Consider the following 16,051-nt stretch of genomic DNA (forward strand, 5'->3'; position numbering starts at 1 on the left):
TCACCGCCGCCGCGCCGCTCCCGTCCCGCCGTCATACCGCTGTCACCTCTGCGGCGCACCGCCCGGCACCGCCCCGGGACCGGCACCGCCCCGGGACCGGCGGGTGCCGGTCCCGGGGCGGGCGCTCCGGGCGTGCGTGCGGGGTGCGGGTCGTGCGGGCGGCTCAGCCCGCGGTGCAGGTGAGCGTCGGGACCGCGTTGGTGCCGCTGTAGGTGCCCTGGAACCCGAAGGTCGTCGAGCCGCCGGCCGCGAGGCTGCCGTTGTAGTCGACGTTGACCGCGCTCACCGCCTGGCCGCTCTGGGTGGCGGTGGTGCTCCAGGCGTTGGTGATCCGCTGGTCGCCGGCGAACGTCCAGGTGACCTTCCAGGAGGTGACGGCGCTGCCGCCCGCCTTCACCGTGACGTCGGCGGTGAAGCCGGTGCCCCAGGAGTTGGTCACCGTGTACGCCGCGGTGCAGCCGCTGCCGCCGCCGGACGGGGCGGTGGTGACGGAGAGCGCCGTGGAGGCGGCGGAGGTGTTGCCGGCCGCGTCGCGGGCCTTGACGGTGTAGCTGTAGGCGGTGGCGGCGGTGAGGCCGGTGTCGGTGTAGGAGGTGCCGGCGGTGGTGCCGACCTTGGTGCCGCCGCGGTAGACGTCGTAGGCGGTGACGCCGGTGTCGTCGGTGGAGGCGGTCCAGGAGAGGGAGACGCTGGAGGAGGTGGTGCCGGTGGACCTCAGGCCCGTCGGCACGCTCGGGGCCTGGGTGTCGCCCCCGCCGCCGGTCACCGGCGGGTAGGCGTTCTTCAGCAGCTCCTGGAACTGGGCGGAGAACCAGTGTCCCGCCAGCGGCGCGTTCGGCAGGGCGCCGGTGAGGTTGTTGCCGTTGCGTGCGTTGCCCGTGTACGTCGGGTCGCACATCCGGTCGAAGCCCTTGCCCTCGTCGTTGGCGACGGCGGAGCTGGCGCCGTCCGACTCGCCCGGGGGCTTCACCCACACGTAGGCGTCGATGTTCGGGGCGGGGGAGGCGGCGGGCCGCTCGCCGAGGCCGGCGCCGCTCTGGTTGCACCAGTTGCCGGCGTGGATCCGGCGGTCGAGGCGGCCGCCGTCGACGTACGCGTCGACGGAGGTCAGCGGGCCGGGGCCGCTCGGCCGGGCGCTGCCGCCCCAGCCGTTGCGGGAGGTGTCGACCAGCATGCCGATGCTCGCCGGGAAGCCGGTGGCGATGAGCTTGTCGCGCAGGCCGAGCGCGTAGGACTGCTCGTCGACGTACTGGTTCCAGTCCACCCACTTGGACTGGCGCACGGTGGTGCCGTTGACCGAGTCGGTGACCTTGACGTTCTTCTCCACGGTGGCGCTGTAGTTGGCCGTGTTGACGATGAATCCGGTCACGTCGTCGACGGTGGCGCCGTTGCTGGTGGCGGCCTTGTACAGCTCCTGGGCGGAGGGGCCGAGGTTGGAGTCCCAGCCGAGCCAGCCGTGGTGGCCGGCGTCGACGTAGTTGTAGGTGTTGCCGAGCGAGCCCAGCTTGTGCAGCGCGTACCCGACGCCCTTCTCGTAGTTGCCGTTGGCCTTCATGGTCGCGCAGGCCTCGGTGGAGCCCGCGGTGCCGCCCGCGTTGGTGACCAGGTTCGGCAGCGAGTCGGGCTCGATGACGTTGACGATGCGCAGGTTCGCATAGGCGGGGTCGCCCATGATCGCCGCGATGGGGTCGATGTACTCGGTCTGGTAGCGGGCGAGGTCCGTGGGGCCGAGCTCGCCGTTGGAGGCCAGGGCGGCGCAGTCGCGGCCGGGGAGGTCGTAGATGACGAACTGGACCAGGTTCGCGCCCTGGGCGAGCGCCTTGTCCAGGTGGGCCCTGAGGCCCATGGCGCCCCCGGTGCCGTTGATGGCGGCGATGCGGTCCAGCCACACCGCGGTGGGCTGGCCGGCGACGGCGCTGCCGCCCGGTTCGGCCGCCGCGTGGGCGGCCCAGTCCGGGTTCACGTACATCCTGGCGCCCGCGAACGGGTTGTCCACGCGGGCGGCGGCCGCGGCCCGGGCCGTGCCGCCCGCGGCGACGCCGAGCCCGGAGGCCAGCGCCAGTGCGCCCAGCGCGGCGAGGCTGCGGCGGAGGCGAGAGCGGCGCTCTCCGCGCGCTGGGGGTGTGGTCACGTCGGCTCCTAAGGGGAGGGAGGCGCCGGCCGGGATGGGTGGTCGCCGGCCGGCCGGGGGTGGGGTGGGGCGCCTCCGGCTGATGCTGCCGGGCGGGCGGTCCCGACGGGCCCTTCGTGGAAGCGCTCCCACGGAGCGCCGGCCCACGGGGCCGCAGAGGTCGGGAGTCGGGGGCACCACGATGCGTGGTGGCGTCGGCTGCCGGGCCCGCACATGGTGCGGGGCGGGGGCGACGCGGCGACAGATCACATGAAGCCACCGCTGGCCTGGCCTGTCAATGGTCCGCACCGGCTTCACCTGTTGAACGCGGACCGCCGCGCCCGGCCCGCCCGGCGCGGCCGGAGGCGATTCCCGCCGCGCCGTTTCGGTGCGTCTCGCCGCGGGCATGTATGGGAGCGCTCCCAGGTGCGGAGCGCCGACGGACCCCGGAAAGCGCCGGGGCGGGCGGGTCGCGACCCGCCCGCCCCGGCGCCCCGTCACGGGGCCCCGCGCCTCAGTGGAAGGAGTGCTCCTCGCCGGGGAAGGCCCCCGACGCCACGTCCTCGCCGAAGGCCCGGGCCGCGTCGCCCAGCACCGCCCGCAGGTTCGCGTACTGCTTGACGAACCTCGGCACCCGCCCGGCCGTCATCCCGGCCATGTCCGTCCACACCAGCACCTGCGCGTCGCAGCCGACGCCCGCGCCGATGCCCACCGTCGGGATCGCCAGCGAGGCGGTCACCTGCGCGGCCAGCTCGGCCGGCACCGCCTCCAGCACCACCGCGAACGCGCCGGCCGCCTGCACCGCCTTGGCGTCCCGCATCAGCTGGTGGGCCGCCTCCTCGCCGCGGCCCTGCACCGGGTAGCCGCCCAGCGCGTGCACCGACTGCGGGGTCAGGCCGATGTGCGCCATCACCGGCACGCCGGCCTGCACCAGCAGCTCGATCGCGGGCGCCGCCCGCTCGCCGCCCTCCAGCTTCACCGCGCCCGCGCCCGCCTCCTTCAGCAGGCGGACGCCGTTGTGCAGCGCCTGGGAGGGCGACTCCTGGTACGAGCCGAAGGGCAGGTCGGCGACGACCAGCGCCCGCTCGGTGCCCCGCACCACGGCGGCGGAGAGCATCACCATCTGGTCCATGGTGACCGGCACGGTCGTGTCGTAGCCGAGGTGGCAGTTGCCCGCCGAGTCGCCGACGAGCAGGACGGGGATCCCCGCCTCGTCGAAGACCCCGGCGGTGAGCGCGTCGTAGGCGGTGAGCATCGGCCAGCGCTCGCCGCGCTGCTTGGCGGCGGCGATGTCGCGCACGGTCACCCGGCGGTTGCGGGTGCCCCCGTACAGCGAGTTCGCCGGGCGGTCCTGGCCCTGCCCCTGGTCCTGGACAGGCGGGAGCGGAGAGGAAGCGTTCATCGAACAGGCTCCTGTGGGTGTGCGGTCTCGTGGCGCCCGTACGGGCGTCCCCGGATCACCCCCCATGCTGACACGCCCCGCGCGGTGCGCAAAGAGGCGGGTGCGTACCGGTCAGGATGCGAACCGCCCCGCACGGGGCTCTGCCGCGGCTCCGCCGTACGGGACGGACCCGTACCCCCACCCGGCCGACGCGGGCGCCCGCCCCCCGGGACCCGCCCGGCCCCCACCGACGGGAGCACCATGTCCACCGCCGTGAAGGCCGGACAGCCCGCCGACCCGCAGAGGGTGCCCGGCGCGGTCCACCGCCGCCGCTGGGCGATCCTCGGGGTGCTGATCTGCGCCCTGCTGGTCGTCGTCCTCGACAACTCCATCCTCAACGTCGCGATGAAGACCATCGCCGCCCCCGCGCCCACCGGCATCGGCGCGAGCCAGAGCGACCTGGAGTGGGCGATCAACTCCTACACCCTGGTCTTCGCCGGCCTGCTCTTCACCGCGGGCCTCCTCGGCGACCGCATCGGCCGCAAGCGGACCCTCCTCGCGGGCATGGCGGTCTTCGGCACCGGGTCGCTGCTCTCCGCGATGGCCTCCTCGCCCGTCCAGCTCGTCGTCTTCCGGGCGGTCATGGGCGTCGGCGGCGCGCTGGTGATGCCCGCCACCCTCGCCGTCGTCATGCACGTCTTCGACCGCGCCGAGCAGCCCCGGGCGATCGGCATCTGGGCGGGCGCGGCCGGCGTCGCCATCGCGGTCGGGCCGATCACCGGAGGCGTGCTGCTGGAGCACTTCTGGTGGGGCTCGGTCTTCCTGGTGAACGTCCCCGTCGTCGCCGTCGCGCTGGTCGGCATGGCGCTCCTCGTCCCCGACTCCCGCGACCCGGACCCCGGCCGCCCCGACGTCCCCGGCGTGCTGCTCTCCGTCGTCGGCCTGGTGCTGCTGGTCTACGGCATCATCGAGGCCGGCGAGCGGGCCGATCTCACCGCCCCCGCCGCCTGGGTGCCCTCCCTGGCGGGCCTTGCCGTCCTCGGCCTCTTCCTCCTCCACGAACGGCGCAGCGACCACCCGGCGCTCGACGTCACCTGGTTCCGCGACTCCCGCTTCGGCGCGTCGATGGCGGTCAGCTGCGCGGTCTTCTTCGGCCTGATGGGTGTGACCTTCTTCACCGCCTTCTACCTGCAGAGCGTGCGCGGCCTCAGCCCCCTGGCGGCGGGCCTGGTGATGCTGCCGCTCGCGGCGGCCCAGATGGTGCTCGCCCCCCGGGCCCGCCTGGTGGTGGACCGCATCGGCGCGGGACCGACCTGCGCGGCGGGCCTCGCCCTGATGGCCGTGGCCTTCCTCGGCTACCTGCTGCTCGGAACCGCCACGCCGCTCTGGGCGACCGGCGCCGCGGGGTTCGTGATGGGCGCGGGCATGGCGCACGTGTCGCCGCCGGTGACCGTCACCATCATGTCCGCGCTGCCGCGCGGCAAGGCCGGGGCGGGCTCGGCGCTGAACAACACCTTCCGCCAGCTCGGCGGCTCGCTCGGCGTCGCCGTGATCGGCGCGCTGCTCTCCACCGTCTACCGCTCCGGCGTCTCGGAGCGGCTGGCGGGCCTCCCCGCGGACCTGCGCGACCGGGCCGGCGAGTCCGTGGAGGCCACCCTCGGGGCCGCCGCCCGCCTCGGCCCGCGCGGCGCCGCGCTCGCCGTCCCCGCCCGCGAGGCGTTCGTGCACGCCATGCACGTGGCGGCGGCGGTGTCCGCGGGGGTGGTGCTGGCCGGGGCCCTGGTGGCCCTGCTCTTCATGCCGGGGCGCCCGGCCGCGGCGCAGGGCGGGCCCCGGCCGGGGGAGCGGGAGGCGGAACCCGCGGCGGCCGGGGGATCCTGAGGGCCCGTCGGGCGGGGGCCGCGCCGCCCGGCCCCCGGCGGTCCTCCCCGCGCCGGAGCGCGGCGCCGCCCGGGCTCCCGGAACCTCCGGCGCGGTCCCGGACGTCTGTCCCGGCATACGCTGGGCCGAGCAGCGGAGCCGCGGGCGGCCGGTCCCGGCCCGCCGCGCGGCCAGGCACGGTACGGACACACGGCACGGCGCGAGGGAACAGGGCATGGCACAGGCGGCGAGGGCGCGGACGCAGGCCGACGGCGGGCAGCCGGACCGGAGCGGTCCCCGGCCCCGGCTGTCCCGCCTCTCCCGCCGCCTGTCCGGACCGGCCGGGTTGCCCGGGCTCCCCGGCCTGGCGCGCCTGGGCGGCGGGTCCGCCCCGCACGGCTCCCCCGACCCCCGGGTCCCCGGCGGCCCGCACGCGGCGCACGACCCGCACGACCCGCACGACCCGCACGCGGGGTACGGCCCGCCCACGGCGTACGGCCCCCCGGCGGCGGGCTCCGCCGACGGGTCCTCCGCCGCCGCCGGCCGCCGGGGCCGCTGGGGCCGCTGGGGCCGGGACGCGCGCGGCCGCGGCACCTGGCGGCGCGGCCTCGTCCCGGCGCTGCTCGCCGCGGCCACCGCCGTGCTGCTGGTCCTCCACGCCGAGGTTCCCAACCGGGTCGGCAACCTCGGCAGCCTGCTGGAGACCTTCCTGCCGTGGCTGGGCCTCGCCCTGCCCGTCCTGCTCGTCTGGGGCCTGCTGCGGCGCTCGGCCCTCGCCCTCGCGGTCCTGCTGCTGCCGGTGCTGCTCTGGGCGGACCTCTTCGGCGGCCTGCTGTCGGACCGCAGCGCGGCCGGCGGCGACCTCACCGTCCTCAGCCACAACGTCGACGCCCAGAACGCCGACCCGGCCGCCACCGCCCGCGCCATCGTCGCCTCGCACGCGGACGTCGTCGCGCTGGAGGAGCTGACCGCCACCGCACTGCCGGTGTACGAGCGGGCCCTGGCCGCCGCCTACCCGTACCGCACCGTCCGGGGCACCGTGGCGCTCTGGTCCCGCTACCCCGTCACCGGGACGCGGGCCGTGGACATCAAGATCGGCTGGGTCAGGGCGCTGCGCACCGAGGTCCGCACCCCGCGCGGCCCGCTGGCCGTGTACGTCGCCCACCTGCCGTCGGTGCGGGTGAAGTTCGACGCCGGGTTCACCGCGGACCAGCGCGACAACAGCGCCGATGCGCTCGGCGAGGCCATCGCCGACGAGCGGCTCGGGCGCGTGGTGCTGCTCGGCGACCTCAACGGCACCATGAACGACCGCAGCCTCGCCGACATCACCTCGCAGATGCGCTCGGCCCAGGGCGCGGCGGGCGACGGCATGGGCTTCAGCTGGCCCGCGTCCTTCCCGCTGGCCCGCATCGACCAGATCATGACCAAGGGCGTCACCCCGGTCAGCTCCTGGGTCCTCCCCTCCACCGGCAGCGACCACCTCCCCGTCGCCGCCCGCGTCCGGCTGTAGGGGCGCGGGGCCGCCCGCGCCCGGCCTGGCGCGGGCGGCCCCGCGGGGCTCAGCCCCGGCGCCAGCGGTTGGTGATCGGCAGGCGGCGGTCGCGCCCGAAGGCCTTCACCGAGATCTTCGGACCCGGCGGGTACTGGCGGCGCTTGTACTCGGCCGTGTCCACCAGCCGCACCACCCGGTCCACCACGGCCGGGTCGAAGCCCGCCGCGACGATGGCGTCCCGCCCCTGGTCGTTCTCCACGTACGCCTGGAGGACCGCGTCCAGCAGGTCGTAGTCGGGCAGCGAGTCGGTGTCCACCTGGCCGGGGCGCAGCTCGGCGCTCGGCGGCTTGGCGATGGAGTTCTCCGGGATCGGCGGGGTCTCGCCGCGCTCCTCGGCCGCCTTGTTGCGCCAGCGGGCGAGGCGGAAGATCAGGGTCTTGTAGACGTCCTTGATCGGCCCGTACGCGCCCACCGAGTCGCCGTACAGCGTGGAGTAGCCCACCGCCAGCTCGCTCTTGTTGCCGGGCGCGAGCACGATGTGCCCCTCCTGGTTGGAGACCGCCATCAGCAGCGTGCCGCGCAGCCGCGACTGCAGGTTCTCCTCCGCGAGGCCGGTCAGGCCCAGCTGCCCCATGTAGGCGTCGAACATGGGGGCGATGGGCACGGTGCGGAGGTTCAGCCCGGTGCGGCGGGCCAGCTCGGCCGCGTCGCCCTTCGAGTGCTCCGAGGAGTACGCGCTCGGCATGGAGACGCCGTACACGTTCTCGGCGCCCACCGCGTCCACCGCGATGGCGGCGACCAGCGCCGAGTCGATGCCGCCGGAGAGGCCGATCAGCACCGAGCGGAAGCCGTTCTTGCGCACGTAGGCGCGGGTGCCGGCCACCAGCGCCGCGTAGATCTCCTCCTCGTCGCCCATCCGCGGCGCGACGCCCGCCACCACGGGCTGCTCCGGCGCGGGCAGCACCTCGCCGCCCAGGTCGGTGCGGACCAGCCGCAGGCCGTCGGCCAGGACCGCGCCCTCGGCCGGGGCGTCCTCCCGGACGGCGGGCAGCTCCAGGTCGACCAGGACGCAGCCCTCCTCGAACTGCGGGGCGCGGGCCAGCACCTCGCCGTCCGCGTCCACCACGATCGAGTCGCCGTCGAAGACCAGCTCGTCCTGGGCGCCCACCATGTTCAGGTACGCGAGCGCGCAGCCCGCCTCCGCGGCGCGGCGGCGCACCAGCTCCAGCCGGACGTCGTCCTTCTCCCGCTCGTAGGGGGAGCCGTTGACCACCAGCAGCAGACCGGCGCGGGCCTCGCCGGCCGCCGCCACGCGGCCGCCGTCCTGCCAGATGTCCTCACAGATCGCGAGGGCCACGTCCGTGCCGTGCAGCCGCACGACGGAGAGCTGGTCGCCGGGCACGAACCAGCGGTACTCGTCGAAGACGCCGTAGTTCGGCAGGTGGTGCTTGGCGAAGCGGGTCGCCACCGCGCCGCGGTGCAGCACCGCGGCGCAGTTCTGCGGCGAACCGGCCGGGCGGCCCAGCCGGGGGGAGTCCTGCTCGGAGCGGCCCAGGTAGCCGACCACCACCGGGACCTCGCCGAGGCCCTCGGCGGCCAGCCGCGCGGCCAGCTCCCCCAGGGCGGCGCGGGAGGCGTCCACGAAGGACCGGCGCAGCGCCAGGTCCTCCACCGGATAGCCGGTCAGCGCCATCTCGGGGAAAGCCACCAGGTGGGCGCCCCGCTCGGCGGCGTGCCGGGTCCAGCGCACGACCTCGTCGCTGTTGCGGGCGATGTCGCCGACGTAGGGATCGATCTGGCTCAGTGCGAGACGTAGATGAGGCACGCCCCCAGCCTAATCGTCTGTTCGACGCTATGTCGGCCGGGCCCGGCGCCGCACCGGCCGTCCGGACCCCGCCCGCCCGCCTGCCCTCGCCCGGCCCCCCGGCCGCGCCTGCCCCCGCCCGGCCGCGCCCGGCCGGGTGCGGCCCCCTCGCGCGCCCGCCCGCGACGGAGTGGCGACAGCACGTCGGGAGACGTGAGGAGCGGCCCCCTCGCGCGCCCGCCCGCGACCCCCGGCCGCCCGCCCGCCGCCCTCTCACCCGCCCGGCGGCGCAGGGATCGCGGGCGGTACGCCCCCGCGACAGCCTGGAGGCACCGGGTGCCGCAGCAGAGGTGTCGCCCGATCCCTGAACGGAGGACGACGGATGCGCGACAGCCGGAAGAAGCCGGTCGGAGCGGCGGTGGCGGTGCTGGCGGCGTGCGCCCTCGCGCTGGGCACCGCCGGGTGCAGCAGCGGCACCAAGCAGGCCGTGAACCAGGCGACCGGGGCCGCCGCGTCCGCCGCCTCCAAGGCCAGTGCGCTGGCGACCGCCGCGGCCTCCGCGGCCCAGTCGGCGAAGTCCGCCGCGACGTCGGCGGCCTCGGCGGCGAAGTCCGCCGTCGCGAGCGCGACGGGCAAGGCCTCCTCGGCCGCGTCGAGCGCCGCGGCCAGCGCCAGTGCCAAGGCGGCGGCCCAGGCCGACGCGGCCAAGAGCAAGCTGGCCGGCGTCAGCGGCTCCGGGAACGCCGCCGCCGAGGCCGCCGTGGAGGCGGTCTCCACGCGCTCCGCCGGGGGCCGGGCCTCGGCCCGCCTGAAGATCGACAACAAGCAGTCGCAGGCCGCCGACTATGCGGTCGAGGTGCAGTTCCTCGACGGCTCCGGCAAGCAGGTCGGCACCGGCTACGCCCTGAAGGAGAACGTGCCGGCCGGCCAGTCCCAGCAGCTCGTCGTGGTCAGCCAGGAGTCGCTCAAGGCCCCGCTGAGCGCGAAGGTCGCCAAGGCCCAGCGCTACTGACCGGCGCAGCCCCCGCACACCGCCGCCCCGCCGCCGCAGACCCGGCGCCGGGGCGGCTGCGCCGTGTCCCGGCCGTGTCCCGGCCGTGTCCCGGCCGGGGGTCGGCCGGGGGTCGGCCGGGTGTCCGCGAACCGGCGCCGATCCGCCATGATGGGCCCGTCCGCGCGGCGGTCGCGTCCGCCATGATGGGCCCGTCCGCGCGGCGGTCGCGTCCGCCATGATGGGGAGTGGAGCTTCCGGCAGAACCCACCCGGGGTCCTCCCTTGCGTAACACGAACGTAAAGAGCAGAGGTGAGACTGTCCTCATGGGCAAGCAGCAGGAGTTCGTGCTCCGGACGCTCGAAGAGCGTGACATCCGATTCGTCCGGCTGTGGTTCACCGACGTGCTCGGTTTCCTCAAGTCGGTGGCGGTGGCGCCCGCCGAGCTGGAGCAGGCCTTCGAGGAGGGCATCGGCTTCGACGGCTCGGCCATCGAGGGCTTCGCCCGCGTCTACGAGTCCGACATGATCGCCAAGCCGGACCCGACCACGTTCCAGATCCTCCCGTGGCGCTCCGAGGCCCCGGGCACCGCGCGGATGTTCTGCGACATCCTCATGCCCGACGGCTCCCCGTCGTACGCCGACCCCCGGTACGTCCTCAAGCGCACCCTGGAGAAGGCGTCCGACCTCGGCTTCACCTTCTACACCCACCCCGAGATCGAGTTCTTCCTGCTGAAGAACCTCCCGGGCGACGGCACCGCGCCCACCCCCGCCGACCAGTCCGGCTACTTCGACCACACCCCGCGCGGCGTCGGCCACGACTTCCGCCGTCAGGCCATCACCATGCTGGAGTCCATGGGCATCTCGGTGGAGTTCTCCCACCACGAGGGCGCCCCCGGACAGCAGGAGATCGACCTCCGGTACGCCGACGCGCTCTCCACCGCCGACAACATCATGACCTTCCGGCTGGTCATGAAGGAGGTCGCGCTGGAGCAGGGCGTCCACGCGACCTTCATGCCCAAGCCGTTCTCCCAGCACCCCGGCTCGGGCATGCACACCCACGTCTCCCTCTTCGAGGGCGACCGCAACGCCTTCCACGAGTCCGGCGCCGAGTTCCAGCTCTCCAAGGTCGGCCGCTCCTTCATCGCCGGCCTGCTGCGCCACGCCGCCGAGACCTCGGCCGTCACCAACCAGTGGGTCAACTCCTACAAGCGCATCTGGGGCGGCTCCCAGCGCACCGCCGGCGCCGGCGGCGAGGCCCCCTCCTACATCTGCTGGGGCCACAACAACCGCTCCGCCATGGTCCGGGTGCCGATGTACAAGCCCGGCAAGCAGGGCTCCACCCGCATCGAGGTCCGCTCCCTCGACACCGGGTGCAACCCCTACCTCGCCTACGCCGTCGTCCTCGCCGCCGGCCTCAAGGGCATCCAGGAGGGCTACGAGCTCCCCGCCGGCGCCGACGACGACGTCTGGGCGCTCACCGACGCCGAGCGCCGCGCCCTGGGCATCGAGCCCCTGCCGCAGAACCTCGGCGAGGCCATCGACCTCATGGAGCGCAGCGAGCTCGTCGCCGAGACCCTCGGCGAGCACGTCTTCGACTTCTTCCTGCGCAACAAGCGCCAGGAGTGGGAGGAGTACCGCTCCGAGGTGACCCCCTTCGAGCTGCGCAAGTCCCTGCCGGTCCTGTAACCGCAGGCCAGAAGGCACGTTGCCGCAGCGGGAAGCGGCCCGGGACCGGCTGTTCGCACGGTCGGCCCCGGACCGCCCCGCCTGCGACGCGCACGCGCAGAAGCCCCGCACACCAGGCATGTTCTGACCGAGCGGGAGCAGTACCTGTCAGGCATGCAGGCCGCCTTCCTCCAGGCCCTGCCGGGGAAGAACCCGGTGACCGCACGAACCCGAGGAGCGCCGGGCGTTCGGTTCCCGGGCGGCCGGGCTCCGCAAGCAGTGCGGTTTCGGTCCGGCCGGGCCTGCGGCCGAGATCGGCCGGACCGTGACGGGTTGCTCGGCGACTGCGTCCCCACCACCCCGGCCGGCCTGCCCGAGCTGCGAGCCGGGGTCGAGCGGGTGCGGGAGCCGACCCGCGCCGACCGCTTCGCGGACCGGGGCGCCGCCCGCACTCCGGGCCCCTGACGCCGCGCCCGGAGCGAGCCGTGCGCCCGGCCCCGGCCCGGGAACGTCCCGAACCCCGGCTCCCGCCGGGCAGGGCCCGTCAGGCACCGGCCGCCGCCTTGGTGCGCCAGGACGGGCCGGGCGCGGCGCTGGTGGCCGGAAGGCCGGTCCATCCACCGGCTCGGTCACGCCCGTACCGTCGCCGCCCGCCACGACGAACGGGCCCACGTCCTCCACGGCACCGTGGTCCTCGCAGCCGCACGACCACGGCTCGGACCGTGATCCGCCGGACGGAACCCGGCGGTGAGGCGCCCGAAAACCGGTGGAGCAGCGCCGCCGCGCGCCACTACCGTGCTGCCGAACCGAGTCGTCCAGGCAAGGAAACGCCGTTGTACACCCTGTGAGACCTCCCGAGCGCTGATTCGTCGCGCGTCGCCCATGTGCGCCGCGCTGCTTCCTGCTGCGGACTTCTCACTGGAACCGGTGTACTTCTGTGCTCAAAAACTGGGCGGTCATACCCACCTGCCTGCCGCTCGTTCTCCGTCGTTGCCACACGTGCGCGTCCGAGCGCTTCCGGGCGAGCGGCAAATTCCGCGTCAATGCCAACCACAAGCTCATCGACGCCTGGCTCCTCGTGCTCTGTACCGCTTGCGGGGAAACCGCAAAGCTCACGGTCCTGGAGCGGACGAACGTGCGCTCCGTGCGACCCGAGCTGCTGGACCGGCTGCACGGCAACGACCCCGGCCTGACGGCCGAGCTGCTCCAGGATCCGGTCGTGCGGCGCCGCAACCGCATCGCCCTGGACTGGGGCGACGCCTGGCGCCTCGACACCGGCGGGTCGGACCGCCTGGACCGCGAGGTGGTCGACGTCTCGGTCCGCTTTGCCGCGCGGATCCCTGTCCGGCCGGGGCGGCTGATCGCTGAGGGCTGCGGTCTTTCGCGGGCCGAGGTCGAGAGGCTGATCACGGAGGGGAGGCTCGTCTCGGCAGTCCGGCTGAGCAGCCGGCTCTCCGGCGACTTCACCTTCACGCTCAAGCGCTGAGCCCTCCTCGGGACCAGGGCCTGTCCGGCAGGATCCGCCGGACAGGCCCTGGCCGCGGACAGGCATGAGCCGGCCCGTTCTGCGGCCGGGGTGCGGCCCCCCGACCATGCTCGGCCCCCGGCCGACCAGGACACCGCCCGCTCAGGACACGGGAGTGAAGTCGACGTCCTTCGTCTCGGCCGTGCCGGCCGTCCGGCCCGGTGCGGACTGGTAGGTCCAGTAGAGGTTCGTGTGGGTGATCACCTGGTCCGGCGGGGGCGCGCCCCACGCGGTCTTGTCGCCCGTCGTGTGGGCGTCGCGGACGAGCAGCGCGTCGTAGCCGCGGGCGAACGCGCCGTGGAGCGTCGAGCGGATGCACGCGTCGGTCTCCGCGCCGACGACCACCAGCCGCCCGACGCCGAGCCGCGCCAGTGCCTCCTCCAGACCGGTGTCCTCGAAGGAGTCGCCGTAGTGCTTGCCGACGACGGGTTCGGCGTCGCCCGGGACGAGCTCGGGGACGATCCGCCAGGCGTCGCTCCCCTCCGGCAGATCCTCGTCGGAGTGCTGCACCCAGACGACCGGCACCCCCTCCCGCCGGGCCCTGCCGACGAGGTCGGCGATGTTCGCCACCACCGTGTCACGTGCGTGCGCCTCCGCGACGACGTCGTTCTGCACGTCGACGACGAGGAGTGCGGTGTTCGGCCGGTTCTCCAGTGTGGTCACGGTCTCTCCTTGTTGCCCGCTCCCGAGTCCTGCGTCCACCGACGGTAGACCACGCCACTGACAGCCCGTCGGAACGCCCTGACGGAGACGCCCGTCCCGCGCCGTACGGGTCCGTCGCGACCCGCCGGCCTGTGCGGCCCCTCCGGGCTGCGCTGCCGGCCTGCCGTTCCGTCACCGGTCCCCGGCGGGGCAGGGCACGGTCACCCGGCGCTGTCCTCGGCGAGGGTGTGGGCGACCAGGGCGTTGGCGTGGCCGTGGCCCAGGCCGTGCTCGGCCTTGAGCCAGGCGACCAGCTCCATGTGCCGGGTCAGCGGCGAGGAGCGGACGAGGTCCTTCCACTCCGCGACGGGGCGGCCGTACTTCTTCTCGATCGAGGGGAAGTAGCTCGCGGGGCCTTTGACAGGGGTGGTCATCGCGGTGGTGTCCCTTCTGCGGGCAGGCTCGAGCGGTCGACTGCACGGACCGGGTCGGACCGGCCCGGCGTCCGTACCCGTATCGAAGCACCGGGCACTGACAACGGCCGCCGAGCCGTGCCCCGGCCCGCCGTCTCCGGGGAGGACGGGCGGGCGGCCCCGGAAGGCCCGTCCCGGGATCCGTCAGCCCGTCCCGCCGCGGACCCGCCGTACCGGCCGCGGCCTGTCGGTCCCGGCCGGTACGGTGCACTGCGTGCAGCAGCCTGCCCACGGGGAGGGGACGCGATGAGCCGCGCCACGTACACCGAACCGGCCGGGGCCGGGCCCGAGGTCCCGCTGCCCGGCGGCGACGTCACCGAGGGCGTCGTGCGCGTGGGCGCCACGGTCCGGCGTCCGGTCGGCCCCAACGCCCCGCTCGTCCACGCGCTGCTCCGCCACCTGGAGCACGTCGGCTTCCCGGGGGCCCCGCGGTTCCTGGGGATCGACGCGGCCGGGCGCGAGGTGCTGACGTTCGTCCCCGGCGAGGTGTCCGGCCGGCCGAAGCCCGCCTGGGTCGCCGACGAGACGCGGCTCGCCTCCGTCGGCCGCCTCCTGCGCGCCCACGACGACGCGGCCGCCGGCTTCGTCCTCCCCGACGGGGTCCGGCCCTCCCAGGGGTTCACCGCGCCGCCGGGCATGCCGCCCGCGCCCCCGTACCCGGCCGACCTGGTCGGCCACATGGACGTCACACCGGACAACGTGGTCTTCCGCGGCGGCGAGGCCGTCGCGCTCATCGACTTCGACCTGGCCCGGCCCGCCTCCCGGGTCGACGAGGTGCACAACGCGATGCTCCACTGGGCCCCGCTCGGCGACCCGGCCGACGCCGACCCGCCGCTGCAGGGCGTCGACGTCCCGCGTCGCTGCCGGATCCTCGCCGACGCCTACGGCATGTCGGACACGGACCGCTCCCGGCTCGTCGAGGTGGCCGTCCTGCGGGCCCGGCGCTCGTGGTTCTCGATGCGGCAGGCCGCCGAGGAGCTGGGCGGCGGCTGGGCGCGGATGTGGCAGGAGGGCGCCGGCGACCGGATCCGGCGGCGCGAGGCCTGGCTGGAGCGGAACGGACCGGCGGTCGAGGCGGCGCTGACCGCCCCGTAGCGGCAGGTCCCGCGGCTCCTGGCCGCGCCGCCGGTCCGGCGCTGCGGCCGCCGTCGCCCCTGGGAGCGGTCAGCCGGAACCCGCCTCCGTGTCCCGGCGGAACAGCGCCGTCCACAGGAACGCCTCACCGAACAGCGCCGACTCGGGCGGCTCGTCACGCATCCGGCGCAGCTCGACCTCGGTCAGGTCCGAGAAGATCCGGCGCAGCGACTCCGGGGTGTAGGCGAGGCCGCCCTGCAACTGACGTGTGCGGTAGAGGTCCGCGTCGGAGAGTTCCGAGCCCATCGCGCCGGCGGCGAAGCAGGTGAGCGCGAGGTGGCCGCCGGGGGCCAGGACCCGGTCGAGGAGGGCCAGGTAGCTGATCCGGCGGTGCGGGGGCAGGTGGTGAAGGCATCCTGAGTCGACCACCAGGTCGTACGGGCCGGTCAGCTCCGTGTCCGCGAGCCGGAACGCGTCACCGCAGACGAAGCGGACATCGGCCCCGGCCTCGTGCGCCCGGTCCTCGGCCCAGGCGAGGGCGGCCGGGGCGAGGTCGACCGCGTCCACCTCGAACCCCCGGGACGCGAGGAAGAGGGCGTTCCGTCCCGGTCCGCAACCGAGATCCAGGGCCCGGCCCGGGGCGATCAGGCCCCGGTCGAGGTAGGCGGCCAGGCTCTCGTCGGGCTTCGCCGCGAAGAACGGGACCGGCCTCGACCGGTCCGCGTAGAAGCGGTCCCAGAAGTCCGCGCCGTCGCCGGTGGTCCACCGGCCGCCCTGACGGGTGAACAGCCCGTCCAGGAGTGCAAGGACATCCTCGACGGTGCGTACGGTCCGGTCCATCCGGCCCCCCCTTCCGACAGGACGTGAGCATAGTGTCGGAATCCAAGAAGGACCAGGTCAGGGCATGGGTGCGGAACCCCTGGAGGCGTCGCTGAACGCCTTGGAGGGGAGCGGGCGGGGCCCCTGCCCCGCCCAGGCTCCCCGGGCCCCTCCCGCCCCCGCGAGAGGCCGGGAAAGGGGTTTCCGCGGCCG

General features: G+C 75.0%; 13 protein-coding genes. 7 read left to right on the top strand and 6 right to left on the bottom strand.

The annotated features are described in order from the left end of the window. Positions 1–163: 163 nt before the first annotated feature. Positions 164–2,071: a glycoside hydrolase family 6 protein gene (locus ACFY07_RS11700; RefSeq protein WP_390868516.1), complete on the bottom strand. Its 1,908-nt coding sequence runs from the start codon at positions 2,069–2,071 to the stop codon at positions 164–166. Between the two features lie 553 nt (positions 2,072–2,624). Continuing rightward, positions 2,625–3,512: a 3-methyl-2-oxobutanoate hydroxymethyltransferase gene (gene panB / locus ACFY07_RS11705; RefSeq protein ID WP_390868493.1), complete on the bottom strand. Its 888-nt coding sequence runs from the start codon at positions 3,510–3,512 to the stop codon at positions 2,625–2,627. A gap of 240 nt (positions 3,513–3,752) precedes the next feature. On the opposite strand from panB, the gene ACFY07_RS11710 reads away from it, so the two are divergent. Next, positions 3,753–5,372, top strand: coding sequence for an MFS transporter (locus ACFY07_RS11710; RefSeq protein ID WP_390868494.1), 1,620 nt, complete (start codon positions 3,753–3,755; stop codon positions 5,370–5,372). 598 nt (positions 5,373–5,970) lie between these two features. Further along, positions 5,971–6,861 (top strand): endonuclease/exonuclease/phosphatase family protein, encoded by an 891-nt coding sequence (locus ACFY07_RS11715; protein ID WP_390868517.1) that lies wholly within the window; start codon positions 5,971–5,973, stop codon positions 6,859–6,861. Between the two features lie 49 nt (positions 6,862–6,910). Here the strand turns inward: ACFY07_RS11715 and ACFY07_RS11720 are convergent, their stop codons facing one another. Beyond that, on the bottom strand, positions 6,911–8,668 hold the full coding sequence (locus ACFY07_RS11720; RefSeq protein WP_390868495.1) for an NAD+ synthase: 1,758 nt from the start codon (positions 8,666–8,668) through the stop codon (positions 6,911–6,913). A 361-nt stretch (positions 8,669–9,029) separates the two neighbouring features. Here ACFY07_RS11720 and ACFY07_RS11725 point away from each other — a divergent pair, with 361 nt between their 5' ends. The 4 genes from ACFY07_RS11725 to ACFY07_RS11740 all read left to right on the top strand — a co-directional run bounded on the left by ACFY07_RS11725 (position 9,030) and on the right by ACFY07_RS11740 (position 12,791). Then, a complete protein-coding gene (locus ACFY07_RS11725) occupies positions 9,030–9,659 on the top strand; it encodes a hypothetical protein (RefSeq protein ID WP_390868496.1) in 630 nt (209 codons plus the stop codon). 305 nt (positions 9,660–9,964) lie between these two features. Beyond that, positions 9,965–11,326 carry a glutamine synthetase family protein gene (locus ACFY07_RS11730; RefSeq protein WP_230745471.1) on the top strand — a complete coding sequence of 454 codons (1,362 nt, stop codon included), beginning with the start codon at positions 9,965–9,967 and terminating at the stop codon, positions 11,324–11,326. Positions 11,327–11,638: 312 nt separating this feature from the next. Beyond that, positions 11,639–11,770 (top strand): hypothetical protein, encoded by a 132-nt coding sequence (locus tag ACFY07_RS11735; RefSeq protein WP_390868497.1) that lies wholly within the window; start codon positions 11,639–11,641, stop codon positions 11,768–11,770. A 472-nt stretch (positions 11,771–12,242) separates the two neighbouring features. Continuing rightward, a complete protein-coding gene (locus ACFY07_RS11740) occupies positions 12,243–12,791 on the top strand; it encodes a DUF1062 domain-containing protein (RefSeq protein ID WP_390868498.1) in 549 nt (182 codons plus the stop codon). 141 nt (positions 12,792–12,932) lie between these two features. Here ACFY07_RS11740 and ACFY07_RS11745 read toward each other — a convergent pair whose 3' ends face one another. Continuing rightward, complete coding sequence (locus ACFY07_RS11745) at positions 12,933–13,493, bottom strand: isochorismatase family protein (protein WP_390868499.1); 561 nt, start codon at positions 13,491–13,493, stop codon at positions 12,933–12,935. A 200-nt stretch (positions 13,494–13,693) separates the two neighbouring features. Further along, positions 13,694–13,906, bottom strand: a complete 213-nt coding sequence (locus ACFY07_RS11750; protein ID WP_230745482.1) for a DUF4287 domain-containing protein — start codon at positions 13,904–13,906, stop codon at positions 13,694–13,696. Positions 13,907–14,191: 285 nt separating this feature from the next. Between ACFY07_RS11750 and ACFY07_RS11755 the strand changes: the two genes are divergently transcribed. After that, entirely contained in the window at positions 14,192–15,040 is an 849-nt protein-coding gene (locus ACFY07_RS11755; RefSeq protein ID WP_390868500.1) for an aminoglycoside phosphotransferase family protein, read from the top strand. A 69-nt stretch (positions 15,041–15,109) separates the two neighbouring features. Here ACFY07_RS11755 and ACFY07_RS11760 read toward each other — a convergent pair whose 3' ends face one another. Then, positions 15,110–15,859 carry a class I SAM-dependent methyltransferase gene (locus ACFY07_RS11760; RefSeq protein ID WP_390868501.1) on the bottom strand — a complete coding sequence of 250 codons (750 nt, stop codon included), beginning with the start codon at positions 15,857–15,859 and terminating at the stop codon, positions 15,110–15,112. Positions 15,860–16,051: the final 192 nt, after the last annotated feature.

It is taken from the genome of Streptomyces sp. NPDC001380 (assembly GCF_042895785.1).
Taxonomy (GTDB): Bacteria; Actinomycetota; Actinomycetes; order Streptomycetales; family Streptomycetaceae; genus Peterkaempfera.

Bases quoted from the DNA above. Each gene is read 5' to 3' on its own strand.
- ACFY07_RS11755 (WP_390868500.1), top strand. From the start codon at position 14,192: ATGAGCCGCGCCACGTACACCGAACCGGCCGGGGCCGGGCCCGAGGTC.
- ACFY07_RS11730 (WP_230745471.1), top strand. From the start codon at position 9,965: ATGGGCAAGCAGCAGGAGTTCGTGCTCCGGACGCTCGAAGAGCGTGAC.
- ACFY07_RS11750 (WP_230745482.1), bottom strand. From the start codon at position 13,906: ATGACCACCCCTGTCAAAGGCCCCGCGAGCTACTTCCCCTCGATCGAG.
- ACFY07_RS11760 (WP_390868501.1), bottom strand. From the start codon at position 15,859: ATGGACCGGACCGTACGCACCGTCGAGGATGTCCTTGCACTCCTGGAC.
- ACFY07_RS11710 (WP_390868494.1), top strand. From the start codon at position 3,753: ATGTCCACCGCCGTGAAGGCCGGACAGCCCGCCGACCCGCAGAGGGTG.
- panB (WP_390868493.1), bottom strand. From the start codon at position 3,512: ATGAACGCTTCCTCTCCGCTCCCGCCTGTCCAGGACCAGGGGCAGGGC.
- ACFY07_RS11725 (WP_390868496.1), top strand. From the start codon at position 9,030: ATGCGCGACAGCCGGAAGAAGCCGGTCGGAGCGGCGGTGGCGGTGCTG.